The organism is Flammeovirga sp. SJP92, assembly GCF_001583495.1.
In the GTDB taxonomy this organism is placed as follows: domain Bacteria; phylum Bacteroidota; class Bacteroidia; order Cytophagales; family Flammeovirgaceae; genus Flammeovirga.
In genome coordinates this window covers 24,250-45,582 of the sequence record NZ_LQAQ01000091.1, presented here as the reverse complement: position 1 = coordinate 45,582, position 21,333 = coordinate 24,250, and the positions used below count along the sequence as shown (strand labels likewise).

The following is a 21,333-nucleotide window of genomic DNA, read 5'->3' as shown; positions in this document are numbered from 1 at the left end:
CGAACCCTTACAATGTAAGTACTTTTCCACTTTTTTAGAAACACAAATTCCATAGAAAACGTTCTTATAATAATACTCACCCAATTAACTTACTATGAAACCTAATTTTATTCACCATCTGCTTTTAATTGCTATTATCACATCCTATTTCACTCCATATAAAAGCATCGCTCAAGACACTCAGTTTTCACAATATTACGCCACTCCTATGTACCTGAACCCAGCATTAACTGGATCTGGAGGACAAACGAGAGCCGTTGTAAACTATAGAAAACAATGGGCAGGATTACCTTCAAGTATTGTCTCATTTATGGCCGCATTTGACCATAACTTCAAGTACAAAAACTTCTCACTTGGCGGTTATATCAAACAAGATCAATTTGGAGTTAACGAAGGAACACCACTCACTCATTTAGAGGCAATTGCTTCAGGATCTTACACTATTGGCATTAATCAATACATGGGATTAAACCTTGGATTGCAAGTAGGTTATGGACAGAACAAACTAGACCGCTCTGCATTGATTTTCAATGACCAACTAGACAGTTTTGGCTATACAGGCGGAGCTACTAATGAACCATTCATTAACGATCAAGTAAATTACGCTGACGTCAGTACAGGTGCAATGCTCTACGGCGAGAAGTATTGGGTTGGTGTTGGACTTAAACATATCACTACACCTAATATATCATTTTTAGGAGAACAAGCTTATCTCCCTGTCAAAGTTTCTGTAGAAGCCGGTTATATGATTCCTTTAGAATATAAGGGACATAGAACACATATTCCAGAATACAAAAGAAGATCAATAACGATTGCTGGACATTATCAATCTCAAGGCAAAAATGATCAATTAAGTATTGGCGCTTACTTACACTACGCTCCTCTCCTTTTTGGCGTTTGGTACAGAGGTCTACCACTACTGAAAAGTGCTGAAAAAGACAACGCCATTAACCATGACGCAGTGGTGCTACTGACGGGTATAAAAATGGGAAACATCAACTTTGGATACAGCTATGATATTACCACTTCTGACCTGCCACAACAAAATGCAAACTCACATGAAATTAGTTTACAATATACCTTTAATTTATATAAAGATTATCGAAAGAAACCTAAGAGAAAACCGTTGGAATTATCTTGTCCATCCCCTTTGTTATAAGAATAGTACAATTTAATTTAAAACATTTCAGAATATACTTACATAAGTTGAATTATCCCCTTAGAATTTCTTAAATTCTAAGAGGATAATTTTTAATACACCTAAAAGTGTCTTGAAAGCTATCCAACGCTAAATATTAATTGTACCAATTACTCACTAACTATAAAGAAAAGGGCTGACCTTCCTTTTAAGTGTGCTGAACATAGATATTATGAACAAGTCGGTATTAAAAACATTACTTTTTTTGATTATTTGTACCCTAAGTCTTTTAGTCAATAAATTACATGCTCAAACGATCATCAGAGAATATAACGGAACTACCTATTCTGATCCTAATGTAGTAATTAGTGGTTGTGGAGGTGTAGCCATAGAGTTCTCCATTTCTCCCCAGGCTAGTCATTCCTATTCCAATTACATGTGGTCCAGAATTGACAATAGTGTAACTCAAGCTCCGTTTTCAAATCTACCCACTCCATTTGAACAGTTTAATACTACTGGAGTCTATGGCATGACAGTCACTTTTGATGATTATGACTCTTTAAGTGCTACTACAACCACCAAAACCATAACCACAGGACTAAACATCATTGAAGTTTTTGATCAACCAGAAGGCTCCTTTTTCGCCGATGTTCAAAGTATTTGCGTGGGTGGTACTATTACATTAACACAAACAACACCCGGAACATTTACGAGTTTATCATTTTTAGTGGACAATCAACTTTATCCTTTAACAGGAAATACCACGACAATAACACTGAACGACCCAGGGGATTATGATGTGGTATTAAGCGGCACAACAACAGATGGCTGTCAATTTATTTATAGACAAAATGACTATATACATGTCGAAAAACCTTATTCTACTTCTTTTACTGCATCACAAACCCTTAGTTGTAACACCACTCAAAATGTGACTTTCACAGCAACCTCTACTGATATAGATGGAGGAAATGTTTCTCCAACTTATTTCTGGGATTTTGGTGATGGCACCTTAGATACTACATCTATTAATACTGTCACACATTCATTTGACAGTTCATTAGGTAATGATTTTAATGTTACTGTTGGCACGGAAAGTAATAATTGTACTGGTACTGTAAACAATTCAATTGACATCTATTTTAGAAGTATAAGCACTTTATACGGAACGCCAACGGTTTCAGGTGATTGTGATGAACATATTCTAACTTACACTCCTTCTGCTATAGATCCTCAGCTTGTAGGAATGAATATCACATGGGATTTTGGTGATGGATCATCTCCCACTGTGCACTCCATTGGGGATGTAGTCTCACATAGTTTTTCAAATGCCACACCCAACCCTTTAAACGTGACGGTAACGGCAACATTAAATGGAGTTGCAGACAACAGTTGTAGCTATACAGATCCACAAGTGATCCCTATTTTACCACAAGGAGGAATTAGTATTTCTTCGAATGAATTAGAATACTGTAATGAGAATTTCAATGTAATTGTCCAAGCTAATAACCTTCAAAATGTAAGTGCTTTTTATTGGGTTTTGGATGGGGACACAGGAAACCCAATAGGTAATAATGCCATGATTGACACTATTGCTGTTTCAGGAACAGGAAGTCACACCATCGAGCTTTATTTTGATGCACAAACTGGAGACATCAATGACAATTGTGCCTTAAACAGTATAGATGTTTATTCTGCTCCTCTCACCTTAACTGCCGCCGGACAGACACAAGCCTGTGAGCCTGCCAATGATACTTTCTTTGGCTCAAGCACATGGATAGATCAAACTGGAACCACAGTCATCAATCCTTTTGATGTAGATAGCGAAGAATGGATGGTTATAAACACCGTCAATAATGACACGACCTATTACAATACTAATCCGCTCAATTTTTCAAACTTAGGACATGGTAGCTATAGAATCACTTACTCTATGACATTAGATTCAATTGGTGCCAACCCCCAATGTCAGTACTCTTCTATTGACTATCTATATGAAGTAGGTGAAGTATTTGATTATCCGACTTTAAATGTAGATACTAACCCAATATGCATTAGAACTGCTGTTAATTTTTCAACAACTACAACAACTGATACAACTGGATTAGGTTTATCAGGTGAATATCCTATCATTTATGAGTACCGCTATGGCAGTAATTTAGACTGGGTTGATGTGGGCACTAATGGTTTAGGCACCTACTATTACGGAGATATTGTAGACGATAACAGAACTGCTCTTCCTGGAGTTTTTCAAGTTCAACTGAGAGCTTTAGTTAATGGTTGTCCGGGTGAACCTACAACGGTCTTTATTACAATCGAACCTTCTGAAGCAGAACATGAAATGACAACAGATGATTGTAACCCTACAACCTTAAGTTTTGTCAATAATTCACTAGGTACAGCTGATACCGATTACAGATGGACGTTAACCATTACACCTCCAAGTCAACCTGCTGTCACATGGACTTCGCCAATCACAAAAGATGAAAACTTTAATTTCTTAGCAGAACCAGACTTCCCGACTTTTGCGGGATATACACAAGGTGAAATTCCTGAAAGCTCACAAGTATTTGTTCGTATTGAAGCAATGGAACCAGGAAATGGCTGTTCAGATACAGAAGATACGACCTTTTTTATGCCTGGCCCATTACCACAACTCGCACCTACTCCTCAAACCTCAACAGGAACATGCGTCAATAATAATTTAAGTTTTGATGCTGGTGATGGAAACCTTGGAGACACTTATGTATGGACTTTTACCCATATTGCTGACCCTACCATTCAATATACTTTTTCATCCAATACTTCTACAGTAAACACTACATTTCCGATACCTGGTGATTATAACGGTACTGTAGTCGTTACTACAACAGGTGGATGTTCTTTTAATGACACCGTTGGCCCTATTCAAATTACGGGTGGATCTGTCACTATTAATGGACCAAATAATGGCTGTGTAGGTGACAATTTCACTTTTGAAGGTGTGAATTTGATGTTCAGCCCTACCTCACCAAACTATACATGGAAAGTAGATGGGGTAGATCAAGCATCAGGGACTGCTACAGGCGGTAATATTCCTGATTTAACGGGAGTGACTTTTGCAAGTGCCAATTCACCTCAAAGCACGCCACACACTATCACTTTAGAGTTGGAAGTCGATGGTTGCACAGCAGATTACACACATAGCATCATTGTCACTCGACCCGATTTCTCTTTCCCAGCCCCTCATAGTGACTTCATTTCATTTGATTATTTATGTGATGAAATTGTAACTGTGGTTGATTTAGATTTAGATGATAATGAGGTATACAACTTAAACACTTCAACTATAACTTATTCAATAGGTGGATCTCCGCTTACCCCCATCTCTCAATCCAATGACGAGGCAAGATTATCTATTGCCGCAGGTACGTACACGATGAATGTCAATGTACAAGATGAGTTTGGCTGTTCTTCTGACAATACACTCACATTTACAGTCCCAACAATGAGAGAATTGGAGGCTGATTTCACACCAAATACCACAAGTTTAGTCTGCCCTGGATTTATAAGTTTTGGAGATTCTCTTTTTGAAACTTCAGGACATACTACAAGACGTCAAGATTTAGATAATACCAACACTTTATATGATGTAGATATTTCTTCATGGGAATGGGATTTTGATGCTGATGGAACAGTAGACGCTACAACCACTACAGGAAGTGTAACACATTATTATGACAGACCCGGCCAATACAAAGCCATTGTAACAGTGACTGATGCACAAGGTTGTCAAGATGTTTCCGATTCTGTGACAATTGAAGTGGGCGGTACTTCGGGTAGCTATGAAATCTTAAAGAAAATTGGGTTTGAACCAGCCACAACCTCTATGGTCGCTTATCCTGTAATGGATCCCAATACTGATATTACAAATACAATTTACCAATGGTCATCAGGTCATGGTTTATTAGGTTCTGACAGTCTTCAGACTTTCACGTATAATAGTACCATTGGAGGTGTAAATCTAAGTACAATTACTCCTAACTTGACTTTTCTTGATGAAAATGGCTGTAGTTACCCGGCCGATTATTCCGGAGACATGACCATTTTAAAATGCCCAGACATTTCAAACCCAGACATTACTTTATGTACTGACAATGGACCTTACACTTTAGATATTGAAGACCTTTCTTGGAGTAGTCAATTTAGCACAACGGATACTATTGAAACCGTAGATTATATTTATACTTGGGAATTACAGTATAGATGGTTTGTGGATGGCAACCCAATTTCACAAGTGAATGGCGGTCACGATACTGAAGTTACTTTTAGCTTCGGGCCAATTGACACTAACCCTTTTGTCATTAATCCTGATGATGCTGATGGTAAATTGTATACCATTCAAGCTACGATTATTGCTTCCTATGTTGACAAAAATGACGCTTCAAATAACGCTCTGAATGTTTCAGAATGTGTGATGACGGATAACATTCGAGTGATTTTTAATCCTACGCCTGTCGCTTCTTTTACAAATACTGAAGTCTGTGGTGGTGATGCTACCACGTTAGATGCTTCTACGACTGCTTTTGGCACTTATACGAGAGGTACAATTGCTAATTACGAATGGGACATTGACAACGACGGCACTTATGACTTTAATACTGCCTCAGCCGTTTCCACTTACACTTTTCCAGGACAAGGTGTTTATCCTGTTACCTTAAGAGTGACTTCTGCTGACGGGTGTATTCATCAAACTACTGAAGATTCTGTGGTTGTAAATTCTATTCCCGTTGGAGATTTCACGTATTCAAATGTCTGTCAAAGTTTTGGGATTCAATTCAATGATCAATCGAGTATTACGCCAGTTACTGATGATGAGATTGTACGATGGGATTGGGATTTTAATAACAACGGAACGTTTGACATTGGCGGTACAGATACATTGATTCATAGATCTCCTCAAGTTTCATTTGATACCTTAAGGGATAATTACAATACAGGTGCAATTATAGGAACCAATGTCGTTTTAAGGCCTCGTTTGAGAGTGACAACAAATAAAGGATGTACTTTTGATTACGTCCCTTCGACTGATTCTCTCCTAGTTTTCTCATTTGATGATCCTGTGGCTAATCTTTCTGCACAACGAACATCGGATGCTTTAAGTAATGAAGTTTGTTTAGGTCAAGAAATGCAATTCAATGACCTTTCAACAGTGAGTAATGCAAATATTGCTTCTTACATTGGCAGTGGAGTTTTACCTGCTGGCGTAAATGATATCAATGCTTGGGTATGGGACTTTGGTGATGGAAATTGGTCTTCTGTTCAAAACCCCGCACATACTTATGCCAATGAAGGAACTTATACAGTTCGACTAATGGTCACGACTGCTAGAGGTTGTAGTCATAATAATAGTATAACTGTTCATGTAAGAGAAAATCCAGATCCTGAAATTGGAACAGATAGCTTGATCGTTTGTGATGACCAAACCGTTTCTTTAAGACCTATTGCAAATGACAGCACTAACTTTGCTTACACTTGGTCTAAACTTACAGGACCTACGAACGGAACTGTCATTGAAAACAATCTTAATTCACACACCGCTACTGTTGATGTCAATGAAAGTAACTTTAATGCTGGGGAAAGTGTAATTGATGTTAGATATCAATTGGGAATTGTAGACAACAATCATCCTACTGCATGTACAACGTTTGATACTGTTGATGTTCAATTTCACCGTTTCCCTAATATCGCTTTAGATACAACTTTAATGGCCTGTGATACTTCCGCGTATTACGAAGCCTTGCCGTTTGGTGCTGAAACTATCAATGGATTTACGTATCAATGGACACAAGTTTACCTTACTGGTGGAACAGTGACTGAAACAAACCTTACAGATCAGAATTTTACCGTTCGTCCTAACAGCTATAATGATGGATCGACTATTATTCGATCGAAATATTATATTGATGTTACCAATGCAATTGGCTGTACAGATAGAGATAGTATTGAATTTGAATTTTACAGAAGACCTGATTTTGCTTCTTTAAGCCATGCTTATCCAACTTGTAACACATCAAATAGAAGTTTATACGTTGTCGATTTTCATCCTTTTGGACTAACAGAATCTTTACCTCACAACACCGCTTATGATTACACTTGGTCTATGTCTTCAAGTGCAAGTGATCATAACGTTGATCCAGCTTTCTTAAGTGCTTTGATTAATCAAGTAACAGCTAGTGATACAGTGCAAAACCTTTCTTTAGATGTAGTGGAAGATTATTTCAAAGATGACTCTTTAAATCTTTGGTTTGAAATCGATTTACATGTTGAAAACAGCTTTGATAACACTTGCTTAAAAGATACCTCTTTTATTGTCAATATTGAAAGAAGACCAAGAGAGTTAAACTTAATGGACCCTAGAGTTGATCCATGTAATTTGTCAGTGACGTTAAATCATCACACAGAAACACTTGATTTTGATTATAGATGGAGAGCTACTTCCGCAAGTGCAGAATATAATGGAGCTTCAATTCCTGATACTTATGCTCAAACTAGAACATTGAACTTTACGGATGCTGATTTCGCTACAGGTGAATCTCAGTTTACGATAGTAATGAACAATAGAGTTCGAAAAAACTCTTCTCCTCGATGTGGTATCAATAGAGATATCTCTTTAGATTTCTTTAGAACTCCAGATATCAATTTCTCTGAAACTTGGCCTAGCGGAAATAATTGTGCTACAAACGTGATGCTTTCTTCTGGAAGTGAAGTCATCCCTGGATTTGATTATACTTGGGTACAAACATCCGTTTCAAACGGAACTGTAAATCACGACGCTACTAGCAATAAAGACATCAATCTTTCTGTGGGAAGTTGGAATACTGGAGAAACAGTCATTACTGTAACGTATGAATTAACAGTAACCAATTCCGCTTCGACAACTTGTATGGATGTAGAAAATTATACAATTGAATTCCATAGAACTCCAGAAATCTCTTATAACCCAACAGCATTAAATTGTGCATTAGTGGATACCGTTACGGCCAATAATGAAGCATTGAACACAGCAACTTTCACTTGGGTTGAAAATACGGTTTCAGGTGGTACTTTAAACACAACTGACAATGGTAATGAATATATCATTGAGGTAGATAATTTCGATCCAACATCACACAGAATTGATGGTAATTACACTGTCAATATTGCCAATTCAACTGCAAGTACTTGTGACAATGATACCACTTTTGATATCGTTTTTTACAGAACACCTGATATTGCTTTTACAGATACAAGATCGGATTCATGTGCATTAACCAATACATTCAGACCATTTGGTACTACTGCAATCACAGGGTATAATTACCAATGGAGAGAGCTATATGTCAATGGAGGTACGATCACTACAAATGCTCTAACAGATCAGGATCTTACTTTCAATGTTACAAGTTTTGATCAAGACACCGCTTTTATTGATGTCGCTTATGAACTGTATGTTGAGAATAGTGATGCTACAGGTTGTAGTGATATTGACACTGTAATGTTCCAATTTTACAGAACACCTAATTTAAATGTTTTCAGAAAGCAAAAACCTAATAGTGAATGTGGCTTATCGGTAGAATTATATCCTTTAGATACTGTTGAAGTCATCAATCACACTGAAGGATTTGATTATACATGGACTTTAGACGCATCAACAGTTACAGGAGCACCTTCTAACACTTTACCAGCTTCTGTAATTACAGACATTACAAACCAAGTCAACACACAGAACTTTAATTTGAATATGCCTTTAACGGCTTTTGATGCGGGCAGTAATGAAATCACTTTTGAATTAGATTTAAATATTGAACACTCAGCATCAGGCGTAAATTGTGCTGTTGATTCCACTATTCTTCTTTCATTCAAACGACCTCCAGTAATTGACATGGTGGAAGTGAAAGCGGATAGTTGTGCTCTTTCTACCACTCTCCAACCTTTTGGTACAGAAACCATCACAGGATTTAATTATGATTGGGAAGTTGTTTCCATTACGAATTACACCAATACTACTTACGGAGTTGGGCAAACCTTTACGACACAAGACCTTAATGTAAATCTGGTAGATAGTGATTTTACACCTACTGAAGCAAAGATCGAAATGATTGTTTCATTAGAAGTTCAAAATCAATTATCACCGGCAGATTCATCATGTATTGATATTGTTAGGGATACTTTGATTTTCTATAGAACACCAGAAATCGCTACTCCTTTCCTATCCAACAAAGTCAACACTTGTGATCATACTGCTACATCTGAACCTTTTGCTACCAATGTCAATGGATTTAGTTACGTTTGGACCAAAGTAGGTGAAACAGATGGAGCGGTGACCAATTCTTCTTTAACAGATCGTCAAATCACAGTTTCATTAGATACTTTTGCTACGAATAGTCTTCAGGTTGATGCTCAATATAGATTGAGAGTTTTCAATACAGAATATCCTGATTGTTATGATGAGGAAACAGTAGACTTTGAGTTTTATAGAACACCAGAAATGGCATTTGATGACCCAATGTCTTATTGTGCTTCTATCGATTCTTCAATGACATTCAGATCAACCAATGAAGCTTATATTCATTACGGATCGGATTTCTATTGGAATTTAAATTCAATTTCTGGCGGTACAATTGATAGCACAGCAGGTGGTACAGAAGTTTTCACCATTGATGTTGCTTCATGGGATACCGATGCTGTACAAATCGATGCAGAATATACCCTTTCTATCAGTAACCCATCCACGCACACTTGTGATGATGATACTACTTTCCAAGTCACATTCTTCAGAACTCCAGAGATTCAATTTGCATCCACAAAAACGGATTCTTGTGCATTAGCAGATGTGATTCAACCTTTTAACGGTGAAGATATTCCATTATTTACAAGAATTTGGAGACAGCTTTCTGTTAGTGGTGGTACAATTACTCAAAACTCTACCAACTCCGATCTTGATTTAGATATCACTGCAAATACTTTTGATTTAAATTCAACAACCATTACCGTTCAGTATGAATTGACAGCGGTAAACTCTGCCTCTACAAGCTGTGTAGATAAAGATACAGTTGAATTCTATTTCTATAGAACGCCAAATTATGACAGTTACGATGAACAACAACCTTTAGGGTTCTGTGGAGGCTTAGTTCAAGTTTCACCTTTAGGATTGACAGAAGTAATTAATCATAACAATGGATTTGACTACACATGGACACTCGACCCTACTTCAGTATCAGGGGCTGGTGCAGATGGAAACACGCTTTCAGCAACGATTCTAAATACATTAAGTTTAAATGAAAATAGCCAAAACTTAAATGTTAGTGTAGTTGACGGTGATTACGAGAATGGTGCTCATATCCTTCGTTTCAATATGGATTTGAATATCAGACATTCTAATTCAAACATTACATGTGCTGATTCGAGTAAAACTGTAATGTTCCAATATTATAGATATCCTGATATCAGCTTCTCAGAGCAGAAAGCAGATTCATGTGATTTGACCACAACATTACAACCATTTGGAGGAGAGATAATCAATGGTTTCTCTTACAATTGGGAAATTCAAAACATCACAGGTTATGATGGTAGCACTTATGCTGTCAATGACACTTACACTACTCAAAACCCTTCATTCACAGTAACTGATGATGATTTTATAGACACAGAATCGGTCATTGCAATTACAATCGAGTTGACAGCTGTCAATAACGAAGCTATTTTAGATAATAGCTGTAGAAATACACAGACTTATACTTTCTATTTCTACAGAACCCCTCAAATCAAAACTAATTTCTTATCCACTAAAGCACAGCAATGTGATAACACTGGAGTAGCGTCGCCATTTGACACACACATCAACGGTTATGTTTATCAATGGAGTTTAGATTCTATGTCCACTACTAATGGAGAAGTTTCAGGCGTGGTCATTGATGATAGCGGTTTGGCCAATAGAGAATTAAATGTGCTAGTAGATAGCTTTACGGATCTTCATTCTATTATGACCGCTCACTATAAATTAAGAGTGATCAATTCGAATCAACCGACTTGTTTTGCAGAAGACACCGTGAGTTTCCGTTTCTACAGAACTCCAGAAGTGATGCTTACAAGTATGACTGGAGCTTGTCAAAATGCAGTAATGGTATCTTCTACTAATGAAATGTTATTAGATGTTGATTTTGATTGGACATTAATCAGTGAATCTGGAGGAACAGTAGTTACAAACCCTACGAACCATGACGGAAATCGAACGATCACATTTACTGCGGTAGATTACGACCCTACGGAAAGTGAGATCAACTCAACTTACATGATCACACTTCTCAACTCAGGAGAATCTATGTGTGATGACGACACTACATTTAGCTTTACATTATACCGTCATCCAGAGATCAACCTCACTTACACAAGAGCTACAGCGGATTCATGTGCCAATGCTTTAACAATTGCTCCTTATGCAGGTGAAGGAATCAATGGTTTTACAAATGCTTGGAGCGAAGTTACAAGAACAGGTGGTGCAATTACAACTTCTTCTTTAACAGACGAAGATTTAACCATCACTTTAGATACATTTGCTATCAATTCCACACGTATTGACACAAGATATTTATTGACTTCATTTAATACCAACTCTGTCGCTTGTGAAGACTCTATGAGTTTAGCGACTACATTATACCGCCAAGCTGATTTCACGAATTTCAACGAAAGCAGAGCGGATGGAATTTGTGGATTAGAGATGACACTTTCGCCATTAGGTCTAGTAGAAAACATCCCGCATGACAGTGGTTTTGATTACACGTGGTCTTATGACAGTGTAAATGTAACAGGAGCAGATAATGATATTTTACCTACTGCTGTGATTAATAGCTTCTACAGTCAAATCAATAACCAAAATTTAAGTTTGACACTCCCATTAGAAGCCTTTGCTGACGGTAGTAATAAGATTGAAATCCCAGTTACGATTTCTATTGAAAATACAGATCAAAATAGCTGTGTAAATGCGTACAATCATACCATGGTATTCTACAGACCACCTGTGATTGATATTCAGCAAAGTTTAACGAGTTGTGGAGTTGCCAATACCATCACCTCTTTCGGTACTGAAAATGTTTCATCAGCTTTCAATTTCAATTGGAGCTTTACGGAAGTTGGCGGTACAGTGACTAATTCTTCATTAACCGATCAAGACCTCACTTTTACAAACCCTGTATTTAATAATGGAAGCGACACCATTAGAATCAATGTAGCACTTACAGTAGAAAATATTGAGAATACAACTTGTCAAGCCGATACAGCATTCACTTTCTTATTCTACAAAGAGCCAGTCATCAACTTTACACAAAGTCTGACAGGTTGTGATTCCATCAATCTAATTCAACCGCATGGAACAGAAATCTTAAATGGTTTTACTTACGTTTGGGAAGAAACTCAGCGTTCAGGAGGTCAATTAGGCATCACATCAGGTTATTCATTATCTACTCAAGATATCGAATTAGAAATGGTATCCTTTGATTCAGGAAGTCATAAAATCGATGCTGAATATAAATTGACGGCTAGTAATACGGATACCTTGGGTAATGCTTTATGTTCTGATATTGATAGTACTTCATTTACTATTTTAAGAGTACCATCCATCAATATACAGCAAACATTATCAGCAGGTGATTGCGGACCTACTAATACAGTAACTACATTTGGAACAGAAACAATCACAGGATTTGTATATGAATGGACACCTGTGACAGTCCTTGGAGGTACGATCAACCACTCTTCTACTTCAACTCAAAACGTTACTTTTGACACTCCTGTATTTGATGCTTCTTCACATCAAATTGATGTCACTTATACGGTTGTAGCTAGAAACTCAGAAAACCCTACGACTTGTTTTGATACAGAAACTGTCTCATTCACTTTTTACCGTACACCAGATATCAACCTTGCCTATACAAGAGCAACAGCTGATAGTTGTTCTAACGCTTTGACGATCTCACCTTTTGCTAATGAAGCTATTGGAAGCTACAATAACACTTGGTCGGAAGTATCAAGAACAGGTGGTACAATCACTACAAGTACCAATACCAATGATGAAAATATCACATTGACGGTGGATTCTTTCGATCTGAATTCGACTAGAATTGATACACGTTATTTACTTGAAACTTACAATAGAAATGCAACGAATTGTGAGGACTCAATGAGTATTGCTACAACACTCTACCGTCAAGCTGATTTTACGAATTTCAATGAAAGCAGAGCGGACGGAATATGTGGATTAGAAATGACGCTCTCACCATTAGGCACTACGGAGGCAATTCCACATAATAGCGGTTTCGATTATACGTGGTCTTATGATAGTTTGAATGTAACAGGTGCTGATAATGATCGATTACCAAGTGCAGTAATCAACAGTTTCTATAGTCAAGTCAATAGCCAAAACTTAAGCTTAACACTTCCTCTTGAAGCCTTTGCGGATGGAAGTAATAAAATTGAAATTCCGGTTACTATTTCTATTGAGAATACGGATCAAAACAGTTGCGTAAATGCCCATAATCATACAATGGTATTCTACAGACCACCGGTAATTGATATACAACAAAGTTTGGCTGGTTGTGGCATCACAAATACGATCACACCTTTCGGTAATGAAAATGTTTCTTCTGCCTTTACTTTTAACTGGAGCTTTACTGAAGTAGGTGGTTCGATTACCAACTCATCACTAACGGATCAAGATTTGACGTTTAGCAATCCAGTGTTTGATAATGGAAGTGACACCATAAGAATTAATGTAGCATTGACCGTAGAAAATAATGAAAACACTATTTGTCAAGCGGACACAGCGTTTACTTTCTTATTCTACAAAGAACCTGTAATTACATTTACTCAGAGCATTACAAATTGTGATTCAATCAACCTTATCAGACCTTTCGGAACGGAAATATTGAACGGTTATGATTATGCTTGGCAACAAACACAATTATCGGGTGGTCAGATTGTAATAGCTTCAGGATACTCAATGAGTACGCAAGACCTAGAATTAGAAAAATCTTCATTCGACCTTGGAAGCCATAAAATCGATGCTCGTTATGAATTGACAGTAACAAATAATGATACTTTAGGAAATCAAGTTTGTACTGATACTGAAAGTGCCAATTTCACTATCCTTAGAGTTCCATCTATGACAATTCAGCAGTCATTAGTAGCAGGAGACTGTGGCAATTCAAACACTGTAACCACTTTTGGTACAGAAACAATTACAGGATTTACGTTTGGATGGACGCCAGTTTCAGTTCTTGGAGGTACAATCAACCTCTCTTCTAATTCAACTCAAAACGTCACTTTTGATACTCCTGTTTTTGATGCTTCTTCACATCAAATTGATGTCACTTATACGGTTGTAGCTAGAAACTCAGAAAACCCTACGACTTGTTTTGATACAGAAACTGTCTCATTCACTTTTTACCGTACACCAGATATCAACCTTGCCTATACAAGAGCAACAGCTGATAGTTGTTCTAACGCTTTGACGATCTCACCTTTTGCTAATGAAGCTATTGGAAGCTACAATAACACTTGGTCGGAAGTATCAAGAACAGGTGGTACAATCACTACAAGTACCAATACCAATGATGAAAATATCACATTGACGGTGGATTCTTTCGATCTGAATTCGACTAGAATTGACACACGTTATTTATTAGAAACTTATAATAGAAATGCGACGAGTTGTGAAGACTCAATGAGTATTGCCACAACACTCTACCGTCAAGCTGATTTTACGAATTTCAATGAAAGCAGAGCGGATGGAATTTGTGGATTAGAAATGACACTTTCACCATTAGGTACTACAGAGGTAATTGCTCACAATAGCGGTTTTGATTATACGTGGTCTTATGATAGCTTAAATGTAACAGGTGCTGATAATAATAGATTACCTAGTTCGGTTATCAACAGTTTCTATAGTCAAGTCAATAGCCAAAACTTAAGTTTGACACTTCCTCTTGAAGCTTTTGCGGATGGAAGTAATAAGATTGAAATTCCGGTGACAATTTCTATTGAGAATACGGATCAAAACAGTTGCGTAAATGCCCACAATCATACAATGGTATTCTACAGACCGCCAGTAATTGATATCCAACAAAGTTTAGCAGGTTGTGGAATCACGAATACAATCACTCCTTTTGGTTCTGAAAATGTTTCTTCTGCCTTTACTTTTAACTGGAGCTTTACAGAAGTAGGTGGTTCAATCACCAACTCATCACTAACGGATCAAGATCTGACGTTTAGTAATCCGGTGTTTGATAATGGAAGCGATACGATTAGAATTAACGTGGCATTGACTGTAGAGAATAACGAAAACACTACTTGTCAAGCGGACACAACATTTACGTTCTTATTCTACAAAGAACCTGTAATTACATTTACTCAGAGCATCACTAATTGTGATTCAATTAATTTGATCAGACCTTTCGGAACAGAAGTATTAAATGGTTATGATTATGCTTGGCAACAGACACAATTATCAGGTGGTCAAGTAGCAATTACTTCCGGCTACTCAATGAGTACACAAGACATAGAATTAGAAAAATCTTCATTCGACCTTGGAAGCCATAAAATTGATGCTCGCTATCAATTGACAGTAACAAATAATGATACTTTAGGAAATCAAGTTTGTACTGATACTGAAAGTGCCAATTTCACGATTTTAAGAGTTCCATCAATTGATATTCAACAATCATTGATAGCCGGAGATTGTGGAAGCACAAATACTGTGACGACTTTCGGTAATGAAACTATTTCAGGATTTGTTTACGAGTGGACACCTCAGACAGTAACGGGTGGTACAATCAGCATTTCTTCTTCATCAACACAAAATGTAGTTTTTGACAGCCCAACATTTGACCCTACATCAAACAAAATTGATGTCACTTACAATGTTGTTGTTCGTAACTCAGAAAACCCTACAACTTGTTTTGATACAGAAACGGTTACTTTCACATTCTACCGTACACCAGATGCAACACTTCAACCGATATCATCAGTTTGTTCATCGTCTTCTATCCTATTGACAACCCAAGAATCTTATGTTCCTAACTTCAATTACTTATGGACATTGATTGACACAAGAGTAGATCACAATCCGAACACAGAGACATTAGTTGCTCCTCAAGTGATCCAAAATGACAATACTTACACTTTAAATTCTCCAGTTGATATTGAAGGTTTTTTCCCAACAGGAAGTAGTGAAATCACTTATGAATATGAGGTGAGTGTAGAAAATAGTCAATCGCCGGGATGTACGGATAAAGACACTATTGAAGCGACATTCTTTAGAGTCCCAATCCTGAAAAGCACGCAATCTCTAGATAGTACAAATTGTGAATTAGTGAATGTTATTCGTCCATTCGGAACAGAATCAATCCCTAATTACACTTACAATTGGACGGAATTAGCTGTGAATGGAGGTACAATTGATGTCACTTATTTAGATGCTCAAAATCAAGATGCACAATTTACTGTAACTGCATTTGATTCATTAAGTCATAGAATTGATGTTTCTTATAGAGTGATTATCACAAATAATGCGGGAGCATGTACAGGAAATGAGACGTATAATTTCACTTTCTTCAGAACACCTCAAGCCAGCCTAAGTCACTTGAACTTAACACCTGCTTGTATGGATTCCGATGTTGTACTTTTCCCTATTGACAGTGAAAATGCAGGATTTACGTATCAATGGACTCCTATCAGTGTGATGACAGATAATGGAATTGATTTATTAGCTTCTAATATTAAACCATTAGAAAGTAATCTAAATACTCATACGTTAACCCTAAATCATAGTCCTAGTTTCCCTCAAAACGCTGTAAGAGTAACCTCAGTTTACGAATTGACAGTGACCAACGCTGATAATCATTGTACATCAACAGATCAAGTAACGGTGATATTTGATAGAGATGCTTTACTATCATTAAACGCGAATATTTTCAGTACTTGTGATCAAAGTGATCTTACATTACAGACCGTTGAACCAAGAACTGATAATTATACTTACACATGGAGCATCGATAGTATTTACACTGATAATGGAGCAAGTATTTCTTCACTTTCTAATGTAAATACAGCTACTGTTGGCAGTATGACAATTGACGGAGATCCTTCTGATTTCCCTTTAGGAAGTGCATTAATCACAGCGAAATACAATGTACATGCAGAAAATCAGTTGAATGCTGACTGTGATGCAGATACAAGTTATACAGTAATGATTGCCCGTCAACCAATGATTTCATTTACAGATAATCACGCAGGTTGTGCTTTGGATTCAGTGACTATTAAACCGTTTGGTGATGAAATGATCAATGGCTTTAATTACAATTGGTCAATCGTTAATATCGATGGTTATAATGGTAATTCAGCCTCACTATTAAGTAGTCAAAATAATGATCAGAATATTGATATTCACTTTAGTAATACTGATTTCAGTACTGGACGATCACAGATTGAAGTAACCTTCGAGTTGACAGCTGACAATCCAAATGAAAGTGGTTGTAGTGATACCCAACAACATACATTGGTCTTCTTTAGAGTTCCGATGATTGATTTCACAGTAACGAAAGCTGGAAATGACAGCTGTGCCAATGAAATGACAATCAGTCCATTTAATGAAGTGGTAAGTGATTATACTTATCAGTGGTCAATGCTCAGCAGTACGAATGGAACGGTTTCAATGGCGAATGATCAAGTGAGAGATTTAGTGCTGAATAACCCAGTATTTGATCAAGGTGAAACTAGAATTGATTTACGTTACCAATTACAAATCACAAATAATAATGTCAATGCTTCTCAGCCATGTATTACTACAGAAGAGATTAGCGTTTCATTCTTCAAAACACCAATTCTTGAAAATGATTTATTGACAAATGCGATTGATTGTAACAGCAATGCTAAATTAAAAGCCTTAACTTTTGGTATTAATTCAAGCCAAGAAAACAATTATGTATTTGATTGGACCATCAATAATCTAAGTGGTGGTACAATCGACACTGTGTCTGTTCTTGATAGTTTATTGATAGATGTCAATACCTTTAATCAAGGTTCTGGTGAGATTAATTTCGCAATCAATTTGGATGCTCATAATGCCTACCAATACAATACTTGTTTGGCGAATGATACTAGAAGTCTGACATTCTACAGAACACCTCAAATCAGCTTGAATACCTCAGCTTCTGACCTTTGTGAAGACAATCAATTTACCATCACAACAGGAGAAGAATTAGTAAGCCACTTTGATTATAATTGGACAATCAATATTACGGATGATATAGGAAATAACACCGGGGCGGTAGATTCTACTTCTAACGGAAGTAGAGGTCATGAGTTAGTTTTCTCAAACCCTACTTTCCCAATTGGTGCATCATATATTGAAATTGAAGCTACACTTAATGTATCAAATGGTAATAGTGGTTGTACAGATTCAGAAACAATCACACTTCGTTTCCACAAACAGCCAGAGTTGAGCATTACAAGTTCAAGCCCTAGTTCATGTGATAGCAATGCGATTACATTAAGACCAACTCAAAATGAAGTTACTAACTTCACTTACACTTGGGAGCGAATGAGCATTGTTTCAGAAATCAATACAACTGACGGTGCCAATATCGGTATCAGTTCAATGAGTGATTATGAAGTTACTTTAGATAACCCTACTTTCCCAACGGGAAGTGCTCAGGTTTCAGCATGGTACAAACTGACGGTTTCTAATCCAGCAAACCCTTATTGTACAATGGTTTCTGATTCCATAGAAGTGACCTTCTTTAGAAGTCCAGTGACGGCATTAGGAGAAGATATTCAAGTAAGCTGTGATTCAACCCTAATCACAACCACTCCTATTAATGAAGAATTGATTGGTAACTTCAGTTATAATTGGGTGATCAACCGAATTGATTCTGATAAGAGAGAATCTGATCCAAATGCCCAAATCACTATTAATAATGCGACAGAATATGAACCTACATTTGAAGTAACCAATATTCCTGACGATGCCTCATCTGTGACCGCTTATATTTCATTGACCACTGAAAACCAATTGAACAGCTGTGGTACAAGCACAGATGAAATTGTGGTGACGTTCCTTAGAACTCCTACAGTGAGTTTACCGGATGATATGGCAGATTGTCAAGAAAGAACCTTCCTGTTAAGCCCTAATGAGACAGAATTGACCGGAATGGATTATGAATGGGAAGTAATCCATTCCACTGGAGGTAGCGTAAATGCACAAAACAACATGAATTCGTATTTAGCATCGCTTTCTGATCCGGTCTTCAATTCTAATTCATTTGAAATCAACAGTACAGTAGTATTAAGAGTCAATAATAAGTTGAATGCAAATTGTATTGCTGTTGATACCATGAATATCATGTTCCATAGAACACCAATCGCTCATTTTGTAGTAGACAAAGGATTCGGTTGTCAAGAAGAATTGATGCACTTCTCTACAAGAAATGCAGAAGTTCCTCATGAAGGAAGTGTATTTGAATGGGATTTTGACAACAATGGATCTTATGAAATTCAAACATCAGGAGACACTACTTATACTTTCAATACAGTTGGTGATCACCCTGTGAATATGAGAATTATTACACCTGCAGGATGTATTTCAGAGACATTCACTTCAGTAGTTCCAATTCATGAAATCCCTACTCCTTCATTTACTTTCAGTGATATTTGTATTGGTGAAGTCGCACAGTTTGTCAATACTACAGCACAGTTGACCCAAAGCGGTGATCATGGTGTAAAAGCTGTAAAATGGGATTTTGATTACAATGAAACCAACGGAGCCTTATTTGATGCTTTCGAAACCAATGCTTCTTTCCAATACCCTGAAGCAGGTACTTTCAAAGTCCTTGTTGAAGTAACTAATAACGGAGGTTGTACTAACACCTATATTGACTCTATTACAGTTACTCCTCTTCCTGTAGTTACTTTAGCCTCTGATATTTGGATTTGCGAAGGTTTAACGACTACGCTTTCACCAGAAGTAGATGTCCCTGTTTCTTTCCAATGGAATACTGGTCAAACCACAAAAGACATAGAAGTAGCACCAGCAAAAGAAACGACTTATACACTGACGGTAACCAATAAACAAGGGTGTATCAATACACATGATATCACAGTTCATGTTATTCCGGATATCGATATGGATAGCGAACAAGAGTCTTGTGAAACCGAAGCCATTACTTTTGACGCAAGAATTCCTGAGTACGAAGGAACAATTCAAACTTATGCATGGAGCACTGGAGAAACCACTCCTACTATTGATGTTTTAGAGAATGGCACTTATTCTGTAACAACAATGGTAGAACATACTTCAGGAACAATGTGTGAATTTACACATGAGTTTAAAGCCACTTTCCATCCAAACCCAGAGATGGTATTGGAAGACACTACATTCTGTTTTGAGTTTGGTGACCTATTACAAGTAGGTGCTGTTGAAGGTAATAATTTTACCTACCAATGGAATACAGGAGAAACTTCAAGAGTGGTCACTAGAGACCGTTCGGGAGTATATACTGTAATGGTGACAGATGAGACCCACGCTACAAGATGTACTACTATTGATACTATTTCAGTAAATCAAATCTGTCCTGCAAGAATGAACACACCAAATGCCTTTACACCAAACGGCGACGGTATTAATGATGAATTCCTGTTAGAACCTGCATACGCTATCGATATTGACCTTCATATTTTCAATAACTGGGGTGAATCGATTTTCCATAAAGAATACAAAACTTCATTTGAAGCAAGTAGCAACGGAAACGGCTGGAATGGTAAGTACAAAGGTGCTGATATGATATCAGGCAACTACACTTACACTATCCGATACGTTTCTGAAAAAGATGGATCTGTCACAGAAAAAACAGGACAAATATTACTAATTAGATAATTATTTAAACGAGATTTCGATTCAATACAAGAAATCTCGTTTTTTCTTTATAACTACATAAAAAGAATAGTAACTTTAAATATTAAGTACATGATAGAAGTAAAAAGATTCGGTATTATGTAAGGTTTATCTTAGAGAGTAGTGTGATGAAATAATCTAATAATACGTTACATTCAATTGAGTCAGCATTCTCTTTTACCTTATCATTACAGAACTTTTTATTCAGTACTTTAGAGACAAGACAGAATTT

2 protein-coding genes are annotated in these 21,333 nt (G+C 37.0%); both read left to right on the top strand.

The window, feature by feature from the left end; translation table 11 throughout:
• Positions 1-94 precede the first annotated feature (94 nt).
• A complete protein-coding gene (locus AVL50_RS20135) occupies positions 95-1,159 on the top strand; it encodes a type IX secretion system membrane protein PorP/SprF (protein WP_062618283.1) in 1,065 nt (354 codons plus the stop codon).
• 211 nt (positions 1,160-1,370) lie between these two features.
• A complete protein-coding gene (locus tag AVL50_RS20130; RefSeq protein ID WP_062618282.1) occupies positions 1,371-21,083 on the top strand; it encodes a PKD domain-containing protein in 19,713 nt (6,570 codons plus the stop codon).
• Positions 21,084-21,333: the final 250 nt, after the last annotated feature.

Coding starts and splice junctions, on each gene's coding strand:
- AVL50_RS20135 (WP_062618283.1), top strand. CDS start 95: ATGAAACCTAATTTTATTCACCATCTGCTTTTAATTGCTATTATCACA.
- AVL50_RS20130 (WP_062618282.1), top strand. CDS start 1,371: ATGAACAAGTCGGTATTAAAAACATTACTTTTTTTGATTATTTGTACC.